5 protein-coding genes are annotated in these 19,162 nt (G+C 71.0%); all 5 read left to right on the forward strand.

The genetic code is table 11. From position 1 onward, the window contains the following. Positions 1-64: 64 nt before the first annotated feature. On the forward strand, positions 65-3,994 hold the full coding sequence (locus tag AC4H2G_RS00600; RefSeq protein ID WP_494363842.1) for an alpha-L-arabinofuranosidase family protein: 3,930 nt from the start codon (positions 65-67) through the stop codon (positions 3,992-3,994). Between the two features lie 193 nt (positions 3,995-4,187). Next, positions 4,188-8,396: a beta-L-arabinofuranosidase domain-containing protein gene (locus tag AC4H2G_RS00605; protein WP_494363843.1), complete on the forward strand. Its 4,209-nt coding sequence runs from the start codon at positions 4,188-4,190 to the stop codon at positions 8,394-8,396. A gap of 265 nt (positions 8,397-8,661) precedes the next feature. Beyond that, positions 8,662-11,079 (forward strand): family 43 glycosylhydrolase, encoded by a 2,418-nt coding sequence (locus tag AC4H2G_RS00610; RefSeq protein ID WP_494363844.1) that lies wholly within the window; start codon positions 8,662-8,664, stop codon positions 11,077-11,079. Positions 11,080-11,303: 224 nt separating this feature from the next. Beyond that, positions 11,304-16,367: a family 43 glycosylhydrolase gene (locus AC4H2G_RS00615; protein ID WP_494363845.1), complete on the forward strand. Its 5,064-nt coding sequence runs from the start codon at positions 11,304-11,306 to the stop codon at positions 16,365-16,367. A 122-nt stretch (positions 16,368-16,489) separates the two neighbouring features. Continuing rightward, complete coding sequence (locus AC4H2G_RS00620) at positions 16,490-19,120, forward strand: immunoglobulin-like domain-containing protein (RefSeq protein WP_494363846.1); 2,631 nt, start codon at positions 16,490-16,492, stop codon at positions 19,118-19,120. Positions 19,121-19,162 lie beyond the last annotated feature (42 nt).

Consider the following 19,162-nt stretch of genomic DNA (forward strand, 5'->3'; position numbering starts at 1 on the left):
AAGGACCTTGTCAGATGTGAGCGCTCACACTACGGTGGGCGCGAGCCTGTTAACGCTCACACGGATGGCACGGACCACGTCTCTCAACGAGGAGAGGAAGGCCATGGATCACCCCGAGGACCCCCTGAGCACCCGGACACGGAGGCGGCGGCGCACGATCGCCGCCGCGCTCGCGTGCGGACTGGTCGGCACCGTCGCGCTCGCGTCGTCGCTGCCCGCGTCCGCCGCGGAGCCCGACCTGCCCGACGGCGCGTGGGTCGACACGTTCGACGGCGCCGCGCTCGGCGCGGACTGGACCGTCGTCAACCCGGTGCCCGAGGCGCTCACCGTCGCCGACGGCGCACTCACCCTCCGGTCGCAGCCGGGCGACACCTGGCAGACGAACAACACCGCCAAGAACGTCGTCGTGCTCGACGTGCCCGCCGGCGACTTCACCGTCGTGACGCACGTCGAGGCCCCGGTCGACCGCGTCTACCAGGGTGCGGGCCTCATCGCGTGGCAGGACATGGACAACTACGTCCGGTCCGGGCTCACGTTCGTCGGCGACCTGTCGCCGTCGGGCCGCGCGATCGAGAGCGACGTCGAGTCCGGCGGCGTGTTCGCCGCCGCCTCGTTCACCGACCGGCCCGGCTCCACGGGCGAGACGCTGCGCATGCAGCGGTCGGGCGACACGATCACGACGTCGTACTGGGACGGGACGGCGTGGCAGCCGGCCGGGTCCGTCGACGTCGACTTCCCGACCACGCAGGTCGGGCTGTACGCGCTCGCCGCGCAGGACGGCACGTCGCACACCGCGGTCTTCGACTACGTCGCGCTCACGGCGGCGGAGGGCACGGACCAGGTGCCCGACGGCGCGTTCACCCTCACCGGGCCGGGTGACGCCCGGTACCTCGTCTCCACCGACGACGGGTTCGCGCTGGACGACGAGCGTCCCGCGACGACCGTCGCGATGGAGGCGACCGCCGTCGACGGCGCACCCGAGGGAACGTCCCCGGTGACGCTCGCGATCGGCGACCGTCCCGTCGTCGTCACGGACGGCTCCGAGCCCCGCCTCGCCCTCGGAGGCGCGGGCGCGGACGGCACGGCGCTGCGGATCACCGACGCGGGCGGCGGGAAGGTCTGGCTGCGCAGCGCAGCGGACCCCGAGCAGTACGCCGGCGTGCGGGCCGCGGACGGCGCGCTCGTGCTCGGCCCGCGCGAGCAGGCCACGAAGCTGACGGTCACGCCGACGTCGAGCGCCGACCACGAGCTCACGGTCGACCTCGCGGGCGAGCGGACCGAGATGAGCGACGAGCTCTACGGCATCTTCTACGAGGACATCAACTACGCCGCGGACGGCGGGCTGTACGCGGAGCTCGTGCGCAACCGGTCGTTCGAGTTCAACAACCAGGACAACGGGTCCTTCACGGGACTCACCGCGTGGAGCGCGGCGAACCGTGGCGGTGCGACGGCCACGACCCAGGTCGTGAACGACGCCGGGCGCCTCAACGCCACGAACCGGAACTACCTCAACCTCACGACGACCGCCGCGGGCGCCGGCGTGCGCAACGCCGGATACAACACGGGCCTGTTCGTCGAGGAGGGGGAGTCGTACGACTTCTCCGTCTGGGCGCGGTCGGCCACGGCGCAGAACCTCACGGTGCGCGTCGAGGACGAGGCCGGGACGACCGCGTACGCGACCGGCCAGATCGCTGTCGACGGCTCGAACACGTGGAAGAAGTACGACGTCACGCTCACCGCGACCGGCACCACGAACGCCGGCCGTCTCGCGCTGCTCTCCGGTGCCGCCGGGACGATCGCCGTCGACCAGGTGTCGCTCTTCCCGCAGGACACGTGGGTCGGCCCGGTCAACGGTCAGTCCGTGCTCCGCAAGGACCTCGCGGAGAAGATCGAGGCGCTCGACCCGCAATTCCTGCGCTTCCCGGGCGGGTGCGTGACGAACGTCGGCACGTTCCGCACGTACGAGGAGTCGGGCTTCACCGACCGCCGTCGGACGTACCAGTGGAAGGAGACCATCGGCCCGGTCGAGGAGCGCGCGACCAACTGGAACTTCTGGGGCTACAACCAGTCGTACGGCATCGGGTACCTCGAGTACTTCCTCTTCGCCGAGGACCTCGGTGCGACGCCGCTCCCCGTCGTGTCGGTCGGGGCCAACGGTTGCGGCAGCACCATCCCCGAGATGACCGACCCCGCGCAGATCCAGCGCTGGGTGCAGGACACGCTCGACCTCATCGAGTTCGCCAACGGTGACGTCACGACCGAGTGGGGCGCCGTGCGCGCCGAGCTCGGCCACCCCGAGCCGTTCGGCCTCAAGTACATCGGGCTGGGCAACGAGGAGAACACGAAGACGTTCGAGGCCAACTTCCCGGCCTTCCGTGACGCCATCGTGGCGGAGTACCCGGAGATCGAGATCATCTCCAACTCCGGCCCGGACGACACCGGGGCGCGCTTCGACGAGCTCTGGGAGTTCAACCGCGAGCAGGGCGTCGACATGGTCGACGAGCACTACTACAACGACCCGTCGTGGTTCCTCGAGAACGACGAGCGCTACGACTCCTACGACCGCGAGGGCCCGCAGGTCTTCCTCGGGGAGTACGCGTCGCGCGGCAACACGTTCGCCAACGCGTTGTCCGAGGCGGCGTTCATGACGGGCCTCGAGCGCAACTCCGACGTCGTGCGGCTCGCGTCGTACGCGCCGCTGCTCGCCAACGAGTCGTACGTCCAGTGGTCGCCCGACGCGATCTGGTTCGACAACGACGAGTCGTGGGGCTCGGTCAACTACTACGTCCAGCAGATGTTCTCCGCGAACGTCGGCGACCAGGTGGTCCCGAGCACGCACACCGGCCCGCCCGCCGAGGGCGCCACGGTGGACGGCGGGATCTTCCTCTCGACGTGGAGCACCGCCGCGCAGTACGACAACGTGCGCGTGACGGACAACGCGAGCGGCGACGTCCTGTTCTCCGACGACTTCGAGACCGGGGCCGACCAGTGGGAGCCGCAGTCCGGCACGTGGGCCGCGCAGGACGGCGCGTACGTGCAGTCGGCGACGAACGTCACCGATGCGCGCTCGATCATCTCCGGCGCGTACGCGAAGGACTGGTCGAGCTACACGCTCGAGCTCGACGCGCGCAAGACGTCCGGGTCCGAGGGCTTCATCGTCGGCTTCGCCGCCGGCGGCCCGAACGACTACTACTGGTGGAACCTCGGCGGCTGGAACAACACGCGCCAGGCCCTCCAGCGGGCCGACGGCGGGAGCGCCAACGAGGTGAAGGCGGTCGAGAACCACAGCATCGAGTCCGGCCAGCCGTACCACGTGAAGATCGTGGTCGAGGGCTCGACGATCGAGCTGTACCTCGACGGCGAGCTCCAGATGTCGTACGAGCAGCCCACCAAGAAGTCGCTCTACCAGGTCGTCACGCGTGACGACGACACGGGCGACGTGGTGGTCAAGGTCGTCAACCCGACCGAGACCGCGGCGAGCACGCAGGTGCACGTCGAGGGACTCGCCGCCGGCGCCGGGATCGCCGACGAGGCGACCGTCACGGAGATGGTGGGCGCGCCGTCGGACACCAACACCAAGGCCGACCCGGAGCTCGTGGCCCCCGTCGAGCGGACGATCACCGGCGTGGGGGAGGACTTCTCCTACGAGTTCCCCGCCCACTCGATCACGTTCGTGCGGCTGCACGCGGACGAGGCGACGCCCGACCTCGACCTCGACGTGACCGCGCAGGCGCGCTGCCTCGCGGGCAAGGCGTACGTCGCGGTGCGGGCCACGAACGGCGAGGACGTCCCGGTGTCCGTGACGCTCTCGACGCCGTTCGGGGAGAAGACGGTCGCGGACGTCGCGCCGGGCAAGAACGCGTACCAGTCGTTCGCGACGCGCGCGGTCTCCGCCCCGGCCGGTACCGCGACCGTCACGGGCACGGCGGTGGTCGACGGCGAGGAGGTCACCTCGACCGTCGACGTCGCCTACGACGCGCTCGACTGCGGCTGACCCGACTGATGCGGCTCGCGAGGTAGAACCTCAGGTCGCGAGATAGAGCTCTCAGAGCTCTATCTCGCGACCGCAGGTTCTACCTCGCGAGCTCACGCTCTCCTCGTGGCTGGTCCGACGGGCCACGAGGGCCACCACCCCCGTCCGCACGACGCCGCCGGGCGACGACGCCCGCGTGACCCGAGGAGCAACGATGCATCCCAGAACGACCGACGGCGTGCGCCGTCGACCCGGTGGGCCGGTGCGGCTCGCCGCCGTGGCCGCCGCCGCTGCCCTGGCCCTGACCGCGTGGGCGCCGACCGCCGTCGCGGCCGAGCCCGCGCTGTCCGACCCCGTCCTCGACCTCGCGTTCGAGGGCGACGTCACCGACGCGGGTCCGCTCGCGCACCCCGTGTCGCTGCGCGGCCACGCCGGGTCCGCGCCCGTCGGCTACGCGTACGTGGACGGCGTCGTCCCCGGGACCCAGGCCCTGAGCCTGACCGGGAACACGTATCTCGACCTCGGCACGTCCACGGAGCTGCAGCCCGAGGACCTCACGCTCTCCTTCTGGATCGAGCCGAGCGGGAGGCTGGCCGGCGAGCACCTGGTCACGTGGAACAAGCGCGCCTACAACTCGGACGGCTGGTACCTGTCGTCGGAGTCCGACACGGTGCCGCTCGCGCTGTCGATCGGCCCCGCGTCCGGACAGCCGTACAAGGTGCGCGTCGCGAGCTCCGACCGGGCGTCGTTCTTCCCCGCGGACGAGTGGACGCACGTCGTCGTCACGTACGACCACGCGACGAAGGACGTCGCGTTCTACCGCAACGGGGAGAAGGTGCCGTCCACGGTGGCCAGCGCGGTCGGCGGCGACGCGACCGGCGTGCTCGGGTCCGACCCCGCGCTGCCCAAGACCATCGGCTTCAACGGCCCGCAGTACAACGGCGGCTACCTCCGGGCGGCGCTCGACCAGTACCGGCTGTACGACGGCGTCGCGAACCTCGCCGACGTCGTCGGCCTCTACGAGGAGTCGGGCCGGGTGATCGACCGCGACGCCGTGGCGCGGGACGACGCCGACGGGCTCTCCCTGCCTGAGCGCGCCACCGTGGCCCTCGTGCTGCCCGCCGCGGGCTCGCGCGGGTCGATGGTGACGTGGACGTCGTCGGACCCCGACGTGATCGGGACCGACGGCACGGTGAACCGACCTGCCCTCGGCGAGGACGACGCGCACGTCGTCCTGACCGCCACCGTCCGCTACCTCGACGGAGAACCTGTGACCCGCACCTTCGACGTCCTCGTGCCCGCCCTGGTGGACGAGACACCGCTCGAGGACACGACGCTCCCGTCGGTGCTGCTCTCCGACGACTTCCTGCAGAACGCGGCGTCGAAGGAGCACGAGTACCTCCTGAGCCTCGACTCCGAGACGTTCCTCTACGAGTTCTACGCGGTCGGCGGGCTGACCCCGACGACGGCCGCCGGGTACGGCGGCTGGGAGCGCAGCAACGCGGTGAACTTCCGCGGTCACGCGTTCGGCCACTACCTCTCGGCGCTCGCGATGTCGTGGTCCTCGACGCCCGACCAGGCGACGAAGGACGCGCTGTTCACCGAGATCGAGGAGGGCGTCGGCGGGCTGTCGCGCGTCCAGGACGCGTACGCGGCGTCGCACCCCGGCTCCGCGGGCTACGTGTCGGCGTTCCGCGAGTCGATCCTCGACGAGGTGCAGGGCACCGGGTCGTCGGACGAGAACGTCATCGTGCCCTGGTACAACCTGCACAAGGTGCTCGCGGGCCTGCTCGACGTCGCCGAGTACGTCGACGGGCCCGTCGGCGACGAGGCGCTCGCGGTCGCGACGGACTTCGGTCTGTACGTGCAGGGACGCGTCTCACAGCTCCCGAGCACCGACGTCATGCTGCGCACCGAGTACGGCGGCATGAACGAGGCGCTCTACGAGCTGTTCGACCTCACCGGCGACGTGCGGATCAAGGAGGCGGCGGAGGCGTTCGACGAGGTGTCGCTCTTCCGCCAGCTCGCTGCCGGGCAGGACGTCCTGCCGGGCAAGCACGCCAACACGCAGATCCCCAAGCTCCTCGGCGCGCTCAAGCGGTACCGCGTGTTCACGCAGAACCCCGAGCACTACGCGCTCCTCACGCAGGCGGAGAAGGACGAGCTGCCGATGTACCTCGCGGCGGCGGAGAACTTCTTCGACATCGTCGTGCGCGACCACACCTACGTGACCGGCGCGAACAGCCAGGCGGAGCACTTCCACGAGCCCGGCTCGCTGCACGAGCGCGCCGACGAGCAGGGCGACGCGCGCAACGCCGAGACGGCCGAGACGTGCAACGAGTACAACATGCTCAAGCTCTCGCGCGAGCTCTTCAAGCTCAGCAAGGACGTGCGGTACGCGGACTACTACGAGAACGCGTTCATCAACACGATCCTGTCCTCGCAGAACCCCGAGACAGGCACGACGACCTACTTCAACCCCATGGGGTCGGGCTACCACAAGGTGTTCAACCTCCCGTTCACCGAGTTCTGGTGCTGCACCGGGACGGGCATGGAGAACTTCTCCAAGCTCGGTGACTCGATCTACTTCACGGGTCAGGGCTCCGTGTGGGTGAACATGTTCTTCTCCTCGACGTTCGACCACGCGGCGCAGAACCTGCGCGTGGAGCAGGAGGCGAACCTGCCGAACGACGACACCGTGACGTTCCGTGTCGCGGCGCTCGACGGCGGCGCGGTCGCCGAGGACGCGACGCTGCGGCTGCGCGTGCCGTCGTGGGCCGCGGGCGACGTGTCGCTCGAGGTGAACGGTTCCGCGGTGGAGCCGACGGTGTCGCGCGGGTACGTCGTGCTGCCCGTCGCCGCGAGCGACGTGGTCCGGTACACGATGCCGATGGCGGTGTCCGTCGTCGACACCCCGGACAACCCGTACTTCGTCGCGTTCCGCTACGGGCCGGTCGTGCTGTCCGCGAACCTGGGCGAGATCCCGCAGCCCGCGTGGCAGGGCACGGGCATCCTCGTGCGCTCGTCCACGCGCGACGAGGACGCGCAGACCACCATCACCGCTGCGGGCATGGGTGCGGACGAGTGGAAGGAGCGCATCACGGAGAACCTGGTGCGCGTCGACGACGCGGCCGACGGGCGCGTGCAGCTCGCGCTGCGCAACACCGCCGACGGCGGTGACCTCGTCTTCACGCCCCACCACACCAACTGGGACGTGACCTACGGGCTCTACCTGCACCTCGACGAGCCGGACTCCGCGGCGTCGCAGGAGCGGATCCTGCGGGCCAAGCAGCAGCTGCGCGACGCCGACCGCACCGTCGACGAGCTCACGAGCTTCGACAACAACAATTTCGAGAACGCGAAGAACCTGAAGCAGAGCGGGTCGTCGGTCGGGGCGTTCTCCGGGCGCCAGTTCCGGCACGCCGACGGCACCGGCTGGTTCAGCTACGACCTCATGATCGACCCGGACTCGGCGTCCAACCACCTGGGCGTCGACCTCTACTCGGGCGACCAGGGGCGGACGTTCGACGTGTACGTCAACGACGAGCTCCTCAAGACCGTCACGACCGTCGCGGACGCACCGAACAAGGACGCGCAGGGCTTCTACGTCGACACGACGCAGCTCCCGGCGAAGTACCTGGAGCTCGGCGAGGGCACGCGGTGGAAGGTCGACAGCGCGGGGGAGTACGTGCTCGACGACGACGGCGAGCGCATCCCCGTCGTCACCGTGCGCTTCCAGGCGACCGGCGGGTGGGCGGGCGGCGTGTTCGGCGTGCGTGTCGACCGGGCTGCGTCGTACGACGCGACGCCCGGGCTGTCGGCGCTCGGGTTCGACACGGGGACGCTCGCGCCGTCGTTCGACCCGGCGACCACGTCCTACACGCTGACGGTGCCGGAGGGCACGACGAGCGTCGTGCTCGACGCCGACCCGCACGTGCCGAGCGGGCTCGTCCGTGTCGACGGCGTGCTGATCGACGACACGCAGGGCCGCGTCGTGCCGCTCCCGGCCGACGGGACCGCCCGGACCGTCGAGATCGTCGGCGTCGCGCAGGACCACACGTCCTCGACGACGTACACGGTCGAGATCGTGCCCGGCGACGTCGAGCCGCAGCCCGAGGTGGAGCTGTCGGTCGAGGCGACACCGCGGTGCCTCGCCGGGAAGGCGTACGTCGCGGTGCGCGCGACGAACGCGGGCGACGTGCCGGCGGACGTGACGCTGACGACGCCGTTCGGGACGAAGTCGTTCGCCGGCGTCGCGCCCGGCAAGGCGGCGTACCAGTCGTTCGCGGTGCGCGCGTCGTCGGTCGCCGCCGGCGAGGTCACGGTGACGGGCACGGCCGCTCTCGGCGGTCCGGACGGTCCCGGCCCGGTGGAGGTCACCACCCCGTACGCCGTCGCGTACGACGCCCACACCTGCGCCTGACGCCGAGGTAGTACCGCTGTCCCGCGAGGTAGTGCCGAGGTCCCCATCCCGGTACTACCTCGCGGGACCGGTTGGCCCCGTGGCCGGCTCGAAATCGATACACATCCGAAGGGCTCACCCGAGGAGGGACGCGACGAGAGCACGTACGCACGACCCGGGAGCGACCGAGGGGAGAGGCACGACGACGGCACGGAGCGCCGTCGTGCACGACCCGTCCCGCGCACCGCGCGGACGGGGTCAGCAGGACATCGATCGAGGAGGATCCATGGACACGCACCACCGCAGACGACGCCGCGTGCGCGGCGCCCTCGCCGGGGCGGCGCTCGCGACGCTGCTCTCGGCGTCGTTCGCCGCGCTGCCCTCGCAGGCCGCGGACGAGGAGCTGATCGTCAACGGCGGCTTCGAGGACGGCACGACCGGCTGGTTCGTCAACGACGGCAACGCGACCGACGAGGCCGTGCTGTCGACGACGGACGCCGCGTTCTCGGGTACGGCCGCCGCGCTCACGACCGAGCGCGCCACGACGGGCTCGGGCCCGATGCAGGACCTCAGCGGGAAGGTCCAGGCCGGTCAGACCTACGAGCTCACCGCCCGGATCAGGTACGACGCCGCGGACGCGCCCCCGACCAAGGAGTTCTTCGCCACGATGCACTACGGCGGTTCGACGTACACGAACCTCGTGAGCGTCACCGCGACCAAGGGCCAGTGGGCGACGTTCGACGGCACGTTCACGATCCCGGCGAGCCAGGGCGTCGGCACGGCACGGCTGTTCTTCGAGACGCCGTGGACCTCGAACCCGTCCGCCGACCCCGCCACGCACCTCATGGACTTCGCGCTCGACGACGTGTCGGTCGTCGGGGCGCCGCCGCCCAAGCCGCCGTCGAGGACGATCGAGGTCGTCGGCAAGCTCCCCGGCGAGCACAACCCGCTGATCTCTCACAAGTTCGGGGCGGACGCGTTCGGGTTCGTCGACGAGGGCCGCGTCTACCTGTACCTGACGAACGACACCCAGGGCTACGCGCCCGACCCGGTGACGGGGGTGTCCCCGCAGATCAACTACGGGGACATCAACCAGATCACGGTCATCTCGTCCGAGGACCTCGTGAACTGGACCGATCACGGCGAGATCCAGGTCGCGGGGCCGACCGGTGTCGCACCGTTCACGAACAACTCGTGGGCGCCCGGGATGGCGAAGAAGGTCGTCGACGGCGTGGAGAAGTACTTCCTCTACTACGCCAACGGCGGGGGCTCCTCGAACGTGATCACCGGGGAGTCGGCGCTCGGGCCGTGGACGAGCGAGCGCGACAGCACGCTCATCGACGGCCGGACGCCCGGCGCCGAGACCGTGGCGTGGAAGTTCGACCCCGCGCCGTTCGTCGACGAGGACGGCCAGCCGTACCTGTACTTCGGCGGCGGCCCGGCGTCGACGTCGATGCCGGCGGCGGAGCGCTTCAACAACCCGAAGAACATCCGGGTCATCGAGCTCGGCGACGACATGGTCTCGACGCAGGGCACCGCGGCCGTCGTGGACGCACCCGTCGCGTTCGAGGCGGGGCACGTCTTCGAGCGTGAGGGCCGGTACTACCTGTCGTACTCCTCGCACTTCGGCGGCCCCGACTTCGGTGGGGCCCAGACCCCGCTGCCGGGGTACCCGGGCGGCGGGCAGATCGGCTACATGATGTCCGACGACCCGATGTCGTTCCCCAAGGAGGCCTACGCGGGCGTGCTGTTCCCCAACCAGTCGCAGTTCTTCGGCGCAGGCACCGGGGGCAACAACCACCAGTCCGTGTTCGAGCTCGACGGGAAGTACTACTTCACGTACCACGCGCCGACGCTCAACAAGCGCATCAACGGGAGCACGACGCAGGGGTACCGCAGCCCGCACATCCAGGAGCTGACGTTCGACGCGGACGGCACGATCCAGCAGGTGGTCGGGACGTACGCGGGCCCGGAGCAGGTCAAGGACCTCGACCCGTTCCAGGTCCTCGAGGCCGAGACGTTCGCGTGGCAGCAGGGTCTCGCGACGGCGAAGGTCGACGGCGGCTCCGCGCAGTTCGGCGAGAACGCCCCGAACCTCGTCGTGCGCGACGTGGACGACGGCGACTGGTCCGCGCTGTCGGCGGTCGACCTCGGCGACGGCGCCGCGAGCCTCACGGCGCGCGTCAAGCCGCTCGTCGAGGGCGCGCGCGTCGAGGTGCGGCTCGACGACCGGGAGGGTCCGGTCGTGGGGACCGTCGAGCTCGACGCCCCGGTGGGCGAGTGGGCCGACGTGACCGCGGACCTCGAGGGTGTCGCGGGAGTGCACGACGTGTACCTCACGTTCGCGGGGCCGACGGACGCCGACCTCGTCGAGGTCGACACGTGGGAGTTCACGGCCGGGGCGACGGGCCCCGCCGTCGATCTCGACGTGACGGCCGACGCGCGGTGCCTCGCGGGCAAGGCCTACGTCGCCGTGCGCGCGACGAACGCGGGCGACGTGCCCGCCGACGTCGAGCTCGCGACGGCGTACGGCACGCGCGTCGTCGCCGACGTCGCACCGGGGAAGAACGCGTATCAGTCGTTCCCGGTGCGTGCGCCGTCGGTCGCGGCCGGGAGCGCGACGGCGACCGGGACCGCGGTGCTCGACGGCCCCGGCGAGGTGACGACGGAGTTCGAGGTCGCGTACGAGACAGTCACGTGCTGACCACGAGGTAGAACCGCAGGTCGCGAGGTAGAGCCAGGCGGGTTCTACCTCGCGGCCGCTGGTTCTACCTGGCCGGACTGGGCTGGCGGAGACGTTCGAACGTGATCGCCTGAGCGCTCACCCTATCCATGTTCGCGCTCACATGTTAGCGTTCACACGCGCGCGTCCGACGACGGACCTGCCGCCCGGCGGTGCCGCCGGGGCACGACGACGAGGAGTCATCGATGACCTCACGCCACGTACCAGACAGCTCCAGGACGAAGCCGAAAGGGACCGCCGGCACGTCCGACACGCCGCCGTCCGGTCTCCGGTCCGCGACCTCCCCGCACCCGCGCACGTCCGGCACGCGTCCGTCCGACACGCGTGCCGGACGGCGTGCGCTCGCCGCGCTGGTCGGGCTCGCCCTGGTGGGCCCGCTCGCGCCGGCGGCCGCGGCGGCAGCAGCGCCCGCAGCCTCTACGCGAGCAGCCCTGGAACCCACCGTCGTCGAGCCCTCGTCGACCACAGCGCTCGCTGCCCCGACGACCGACGGCCTCCAGCTCTGGCTCCCGCTCGACGAGACGTCGGGCACCGTGGCGCACGACGCGTCGGGCAACGAGCTCGACGCCACGCTCACCGGTTCCGGCGGCGGCTGGCGCGAGGGCCAGGGCCTGGTGTTCGGCGGCTCGAACCACGTGGACCTGCCCGACGACCTGCTCGCCGGGATGGACGCCGTGACCGTCAGCGCCGACGTCTGGATCGACACTTCGCTCAGCGGCAACTACTTCTTCTACACCCTCGGCAACACCGCCGTCGGGACGCCGCAGACCGGGGACGGCTACCTCTTCTCGACGGGCAACGCGAACTACCGCGCGACGATCTCAGACCTCGCGTGGGGTCGTGAGCAGAACACCGCGAAGGCCCCCGCCGGCGCGCTGGCGCGCGGCGTCTGGAAGACCGTCACCTACACCCTCGGCGGCGGCACCGCGCGCCTGTACGAGGACGGCACGCAGGTCGGCCAGAACGCCGCGGTGACCATCACGCCCGGCGCGATCGGCAGCGGCTCCACGACCGCGAACTACCTCGGGAAGTCGGCCTACGCCGCGGACGGCCTGTTCAAGGGCCGCATGAAGGACTTCCGCCTCTACGACCGCGCGCTCACCGCGGCGGAGGTCGCGGACATCTCGTCCGACGCCGCGCAGGACGCGGTCACCGCCGACGCCGCGGCCCTCGACCTGGGCGACACGAGCGCCGTCGTCACGGACCTCGCGCTGCCGGCGAAGGGCGTCGGGGGAACGACCGTCACGTGGGCGACGTCCGACGCCGGCGTCGTCGGGGCCGACGGCGCGGTGACCCGGCCTGCACCGGGCGAGGAGCCCGCGACCGCCACGCTCACCGCGACCGTCGCGCTGCGCGGCGCGACCGCATCCCGCACGTTCGACGTCACCGTCCTCCCGGGCGACGGCGACCAGGCCAAGGCCGACGCCGCGGCGGCCGCGCTCGAGGTCGCGAACCTCGACGACGTGCGCGGCAACCTCACCCTGCCCACCACCGGGCTGCACGGCGCGAGCGTGAGCTGGGCGTCGTCGTCGGGCGCGATCACGCCCACCGGCGAGGTCACCCGACCCGCGCACGGCGAGGACGCACAGACGGTGACGCTCACGGCGACCGCGACGGTCGGGGCCGCCACCGCGACGCGCGAGATCACCGCGACGGTCCCGCCGCTGCCGCAACAGGAGGAGCTCGAGGGCTACCTGTTCTCCTACTTCGTGGGCGAGGGCACGGCCACCGGCGAGCAGGTCTACTTCGGCCTGAGCCAGGGCAACGACCCGCTGAACTACCAGAACCTCAACGACAACCAGCCGGTCCTGACGTCGGAGCTGGGGGAGAAGGGCCTGCGGGACCCGTTCATCATCCGCTCGCCGGAGGGCGACAAGTTCTACCAGATCGCCACCGACCTGCGGATCTACGACGGCAACGGCTGGGACGCGGCGCAGCGGCAGGGCTCGAAGTCCATCATGGTCTGGGAGTCCACGGACCTCGTGAACTGGACGGACCAGCGGCTCGTCGAGGTCTCCCCGGACACCGCGGGCAACACGTGGGCGCCCGAGGCGTACTACGACGAGAGCATCGGCGCGTACGTCGTGTTCTGGGCCTCGAAGCTCTACGCCGAGGACGACCCGGGCCACACCGGCAACAGCTACAACCGCATGATGTACGCCACGACGCGCGACTTCGTGACGTTCAGCGAGGCGCAGGTCTGGATCGACCCGGGGTACTCGGTCATCGACTCGACCGTCGCGCAGGACGGCGATGGCACGTTCTACCGCTTCACAAAGGACGAGCGGAACAACACCTCGACGACGCCGTGCTCGAAGTTCGTGCTCGCGGAGAAGTCCGACGAGCTGCTCTCGACGGACTGGGACTACGTCACCGACTGCATCGGCAAGGCGAACTCGACCGGCCCGGGCATCAACCAGGGCGAGGGCCCGACGATCTTCAAGTCCAACACCGAGGACACGTGGTACCTGTTCATCGACGAGTTCGGTGGCCGCGGCTACGTGCCGTTCGAGTCGACGTCGCTCGACGCCGCCGAGTGGACCATGTCCACCGACTACGAGATGCCGTCGCGCCCGCGCCACGGCACGGTGCTCCCCGTGACGCAGGCCGAGTACGACCGCCTGCTGCGCACGTACCAGCCCGACGCGTTCGTCGAGTCCGTCGAGGACGTCGCCGTCACGGTGCAGACGGGCTCCGCGCCCGTGCTGCCCGCTCAGGTCACCGCGCGCTTCGCCGACGGGACCTCGGGCCCTGCGGACGTCACGTGGGACGAGGTCGACCCGGCGTCGTACGCGCAGGAGGGCGAGTTCGTCGTCGAGGGCAGCCTGGGCGGCGGGGTGAGCGCCCGCGCCCGCGCGGTCGTCACCGTGACCGACGACGTCGTGCCGGTCGAGGGGCTGACCGTCACCCCGGCGTCCGTCCAGGTGGGCACCGGCGGGACGCGGCAGCTGACCGCCACGGTCACCCCGGCCAACGCGACGGCTCGCGCCATCACGTGGGCGTCCGACGACGAGTCCGTCGCCATGGTCTCGGCCGAGGGCGTCGTGACCGGCGTCGGTGAGGGCCACGCGATGATCACCGCGACGACCGCCGACGGGTCGCGCACCGCGTACGTCGCGGTCGAGGTGACCTCTGACGTGCCGGGGCTCGTGGTGCGCTACGCGCTCGACGAGACGAGCGGCACGACGGCGGCCAACTCGGCGCCCGACGCCATGATCGGTGCGGCGACGCTCACGGGCGGCGCGACCTTCACGGGGAACGGCGAGGGCGTGACGCTCGACGGGTCGAACGACTACGTCGACCTGCCCGACCACCTGCTCGCCGGCCTCACCGACGCCACCGTGAGCCTCGACGTGAAGATCGCGACGGACCAGGCCACGCCGTACTTCATCTACGGCCTCGGCAACACGAGCGGGACGGCCGGCAACGGCTACCTGTTCACGACCGGCAACGCCTACCGGACGTCGATCGCGACGGGCAACTGGACCACGGAGCAGACGGTGAGCAAGAACGCCGACCTGCAGCGCGGCGTCTGGAAGCACCTCACGTACACGCTCGAGGGCACGACGGCCGTGCTCTACGAGGACGGCGTGGAGGTCGGCCGCCAGACCGGCGTGACGACCGACCCCGGGGACATCGGCGGCGGCGAGACGCTGGCCAACTACATCGGCCGCTCGGTCTACACCGGTGACCGGTACCTCAAGGGCTCGGTGCGCGACTTCCGCGTCTACGACCGCGCGCTGACCGCCGACGAGGTGTTCCAGCTCGGCGCCGACCACACGGCCGTCACGGGCGCGGAGCTCGACGCGCTCAAGGTCCCGGCGATCGTCGACGGCGCGAGCTCCACGGTGACGCTCCCGGTCGAGCCGGGCACGGACCTCACGGCGCTCTCGCCCGTGCTCGCCGTCTCGCCCCGCGCGACGGTCTCGCCGGCGAACGGGTCCGCGCAGGACTTCACGGAGCCCGTCGAGTACACGGTGACCGGGCCGGACGGGTCGTCGCGCACGTGGACGGTCCAGGCGAAGGAGATGAACAGCCCGGTGCTGCCGGGGAAGTACGCGGACCCGAACATCGCGCAGTTCGGCGACACGTTCTACCTCTACGCGACGACCGACGGCACGCCCGGCTGGGGCGGCAAGGACTTCTACGTCTGGACGTCAAAGAACCTGGTCGACTGGGAGCGCTCGGAGGAGCCGTTCCTCACGCTCGACGGCGCGAACGGGAACGTGCCGTGGGCGACCGGCAACGCGTGGGCGCCGACCATCATCGAGCGGGACGAGAAGTACTACTTCTACTTCTCGGGCCACAACCCGACGTACAACCGCAAGACCATCGGCGTCGCGGTGGCCGACAGCCCCGAGGGGCCGTTCACCGCGGAGCCGACGGCGATGATCACCAACGGTGAGTCGATCGCGTCGGGCCAGGCCATCGACCCGGCGGCCTTCCACGACCCGCAGACCGGGAAGTACTGGCTCCTGTGGGGCAACGGCGGCCCGTCGAACGGCCCGGTCATGGCCGAGCTGTCCGACGACATGACGTCGATCGAGCAGGAGACGCTGAAGCGCATCCCGGGGCTGACGGACTTCCGCGAGGGCCTGTTCGTCAACTTCCGCGACGGGACCTACCACCTCACGTACTCGATCGACGACACCGGGTCGCCGAACTACCGCGTCGGGTACGCGACCGCGACGAGCATGGACGGCCCGTGGACCAACCACGGCGTCATCCTCGAGAAGGACGCGTCTCAGGGGATCCTCGGGACCGGGCACGGCTCGATTCTCAACATCGAGGGCACGGACGACTGGTACATCGCGTACCACCGCTTCGCGATCCCCGGCGGCAACGGCACGAACCGCGAGACGACGATCGACCGCCTGACGTTCGGCGAGGACGGCCTCATCCAGAAGGTCACGCCCACGCTGGAAAGCGTGGACCCGGTAGACATCACGCCGCAGCCCGAGGTCGAGCTCACCGTCGAGGCCTCCCCGCGGTGCCTCGCCGGGAAGGTCTACCTCGCGGTCCGCGCGACGAACGCGGGCGACGTGCCCGCCGACGTCACGCTCGCGACGCCCTTCGGGACGAAGACGTTCGCGGACGTCGCGCCCGGCAAGGCCGCGTACCAGTCGTTCGCGGTGCGGGCGTCGTCGGTGGCGGCCGGCACGGCGACGGTCACGGGCACCGCGGTCCTCGACGGCGAGTCCGTCACCACGGAGCACGAGGCCGCGTACGACGCCGCCACGTGCGGCTGACACCACCCGCGAGGTAGAACCGCAGGTCGCGAGGTAAAACCCCCCGGGTTCTACCTCGCGACCGCGGGTTCTACCTCGGCAGAGACGCTTCACGTTTTATCTCGACGAGGAGAAGGACGACCATGAGAGAGATCACGACACGCCGGCCAGACCACCGGCGTCGCCGAGGGGCGGGCATCGCCGTCGGGCTCGTCGGCGCGCTCACCGCGACGCTGCTCGGCACGGCCGGGGCCACGGCGGCTCCCGTCGCCACCCCCGTCGCCACCGCCGCGGTCAGCGGGGCCGGCAGCGTTGACGACGCCGGGCTCGTCGCCTGGTACCCGCTCGACGCGGCCAGCACCACCGGCGGCACGACGGCGAACCTCGCCGCGGGCTCGACGTTCGGCCCGGCCACGGTGCACGGTGGGCAGGCGACGGCTGACGGGATCACGCTCGACGGGACCGACGACCACGTCGACCTGCCCGACCACCTGCTCGCCGGCCTCACGGACGCCACGGTGAGCCTCGACGTGCTGGTCGACACCACGCAGGCGACGCCGTACTTCATCTACGGGCTCGGGAACTCGAGCGGGACGGCCGGCAACGGCTACCTCTTCACGACCGGCAACGCGTACCGGACCTCGATCGCGACGGGCAGCTGGTCCACCGAGCAGACCGTCACCAAGGGCTCGAACCTGACGCGTGGCGTCTGGAAGACCCTCACCTGGACGCTCACCGGCACGACCGCGACGCTCTACGAGGACGGCGTCCAGGTCAAGCAGGCCACCAACGTCACGACCGACCCCGGCCAGATCGGCGGCGGGCAGACGACGGCCAACTACGTCGGGCGCTCGCTGTACTCCGGCGATCGGTACCTCAAGGGCCAGGTCCGCGACTTCCGGCTCTACGACCGGGCCGTCACGGCGGCCGAGGCGGCCGAGCTCGCGCTCGAGACGTCGACCGCCGCGGCCGACGCCGACCTCGCGGCGCTCGACCTCGGCGACACGAGCGCCGTCACCGCCGACCTCACGCTCCCGACGACGGCCGCCCAGGGATCCCTCGTCACGTGGTCGTCGTCCGACCCGGCGGTCGTCTCGGCGGCCGGCACGGTCACGCGTCCCGCGGCCGGTGAGGACGACGCGACGGTCACCCTGACGGCCGCCGTGACGCGCGGCGCCGTCGCGCGCACCGCGACGTTCGAGGTCACGGTCCTCGCGCAGCTCCTGCCGGCCGAGGCGGCGCAGTGGGACGCCGAGCACGTGACGGTCCCGCACCTCGACGACGTGCGGGGCAACCTCACGCTCCCCGCGACCGGTGAGAACGGCTCGTCCCTCACGTGGATCACCTCCGACCCCGCCACCATCTCGCCCACGGGCGAGGTGACGCGCCCCGCGCACGGCGAGGAGGCCGCCGTCGTGCAGCTCACCGTCACGGCGTCGAAGGACGGCGCGACCGCGACGCACACCTACGACGCGATCGTCCGGCCGCTGCCCGCCGCCGCCGACTACGAGGGCTACTTCTTCCCGTACTTCGAGGGCGAGAGCACGCCCGACGGCGAGTCGGTCTACTTCAGCGTGAGCGACGGCAACGACCCGCTCGACTGGGTCGAGCTCAACGACGCCGAGCCGGTCCTCACGTCGGAGCTCGGCGAGAAGGGCCTGCGCGACCCGTTCATCATCCGCTCGCCCGAGGGCGACCGGTTCTTCCTGCTCGCCACCGACCTGCGCATCTACGGCGGCAACAACTTCGCCAACGCCCAGGAGCGCGGCTCGCGGGCGCTCATGATCTGGGAGTCGACGGACCTCGTGAACTGGTCCGAGCAGCGCTCGGGCACGGTCTCGAGCGAGTACGCGGGCAACACGTGGGCGCCCGAGGCGTTCTACGACGCGCAGCGAGGCGAGTACATCGTCTACTGGGCCTCGGCGCTCTACCCGACCACCGAGACCGACGGCCGGCGCATCGCGACGAGCTACCAGCGCATGATGTACGCGACCACGCGCGACTTCGTGACGTTCAGCGAGCCGCAGGTGTGGATCGACGAGCAGCGCGGCGCCGGGCTCGGCATGATCGACTCGTCGGTCGTCGAGCACGAGGGCACGTACTACCGGTTCACCAAGGACGAGGCGTACATGATCCCGCGTCTCGAGAAGTCGACCGACCTGCGCTCGACCGACTGGGACCTCGTCGCCGAGAAGATCGGGTTCGGCCAGCCGAACCCGTGGGGCGGCACGCTCACGGCGGGCGAGGGCCCGACGGTGTTCAAGTCGAACACCGAGGAGAAGTGGTACCTCTTCGTCGACCAGCCGAGCTACCACGGCGGCCAGGGGTACCTGCCGCTCGAGTCGACCGACCTCGACTCGGGCGTGTGGACGTCGGTCGACGCCGACCTGCCGAGCAGCCCGCGCCACGGGACCGTCCTGCCGATCACCGCCGCCGAGCAGGCCGCGCTCCTCGCCGCGTACGGCGACGAGCCGCCCGCGCCCGAGCTCGACCTCGCGGTCGACGTCTCGCCGCGGTGCCTCGCGGGCAAGGCCTACGTGGCCGTCCGCGCGACGAACGGCGAGGCCGTGCCCGCCGACGTGACCCTCGCGACGCCCTACGGGACGAAGACGTTCGCCGACATCGCATCTGGCAAGGCGGCGTACCAGTCCTTCGCGGTCCGCGCGACGAGCGTCCCGGCCGGGACCGCCACCGTCACCGGCGTCGCGACCCTCGACGGCAAGGAGGTGACGACCACGCTGGAGGCGCCGGTCGAGGCTCTCGACTGCGCCTGATCCCCGCGAGGTCGAGCGGTCGCGCCGGGGGAGGGAGCTCTC

This window comes from Cellulosimicrobium sp. BMG9.23 (assembly GCF_059159985.1).

Bases quoted from the DNA above. Each gene is read 5' to 3' on its own strand.
- AC4H2G_RS00600 (WP_494363842.1), top strand. From the start codon at position 65: ATGGCACGGACCACGTCTCTCAACGAGGAGAGGAAGGCCATGGATCAC.
- AC4H2G_RS00605 (WP_494363843.1), top strand. From the start codon at position 4,188: ATGCATCCCAGAACGACCGACGGCGTGCGCCGTCGACCCGGTGGGCCG.
- AC4H2G_RS00610 (WP_494363844.1), top strand. From the start codon at position 8,662: ATGGACACGCACCACCGCAGACGACGCCGCGTGCGCGGCGCCCTCGCC.
- AC4H2G_RS00615 (WP_494363845.1), top strand. From the start codon at position 11,304: ATGACCTCACGCCACGTACCAGACAGCTCCAGGACGAAGCCGAAAGGG.
- AC4H2G_RS00620 (WP_494363846.1), top strand. From the start codon at position 16,490: ATGAGAGAGATCACGACACGCCGGCCAGACCACCGGCGTCGCCGAGGG.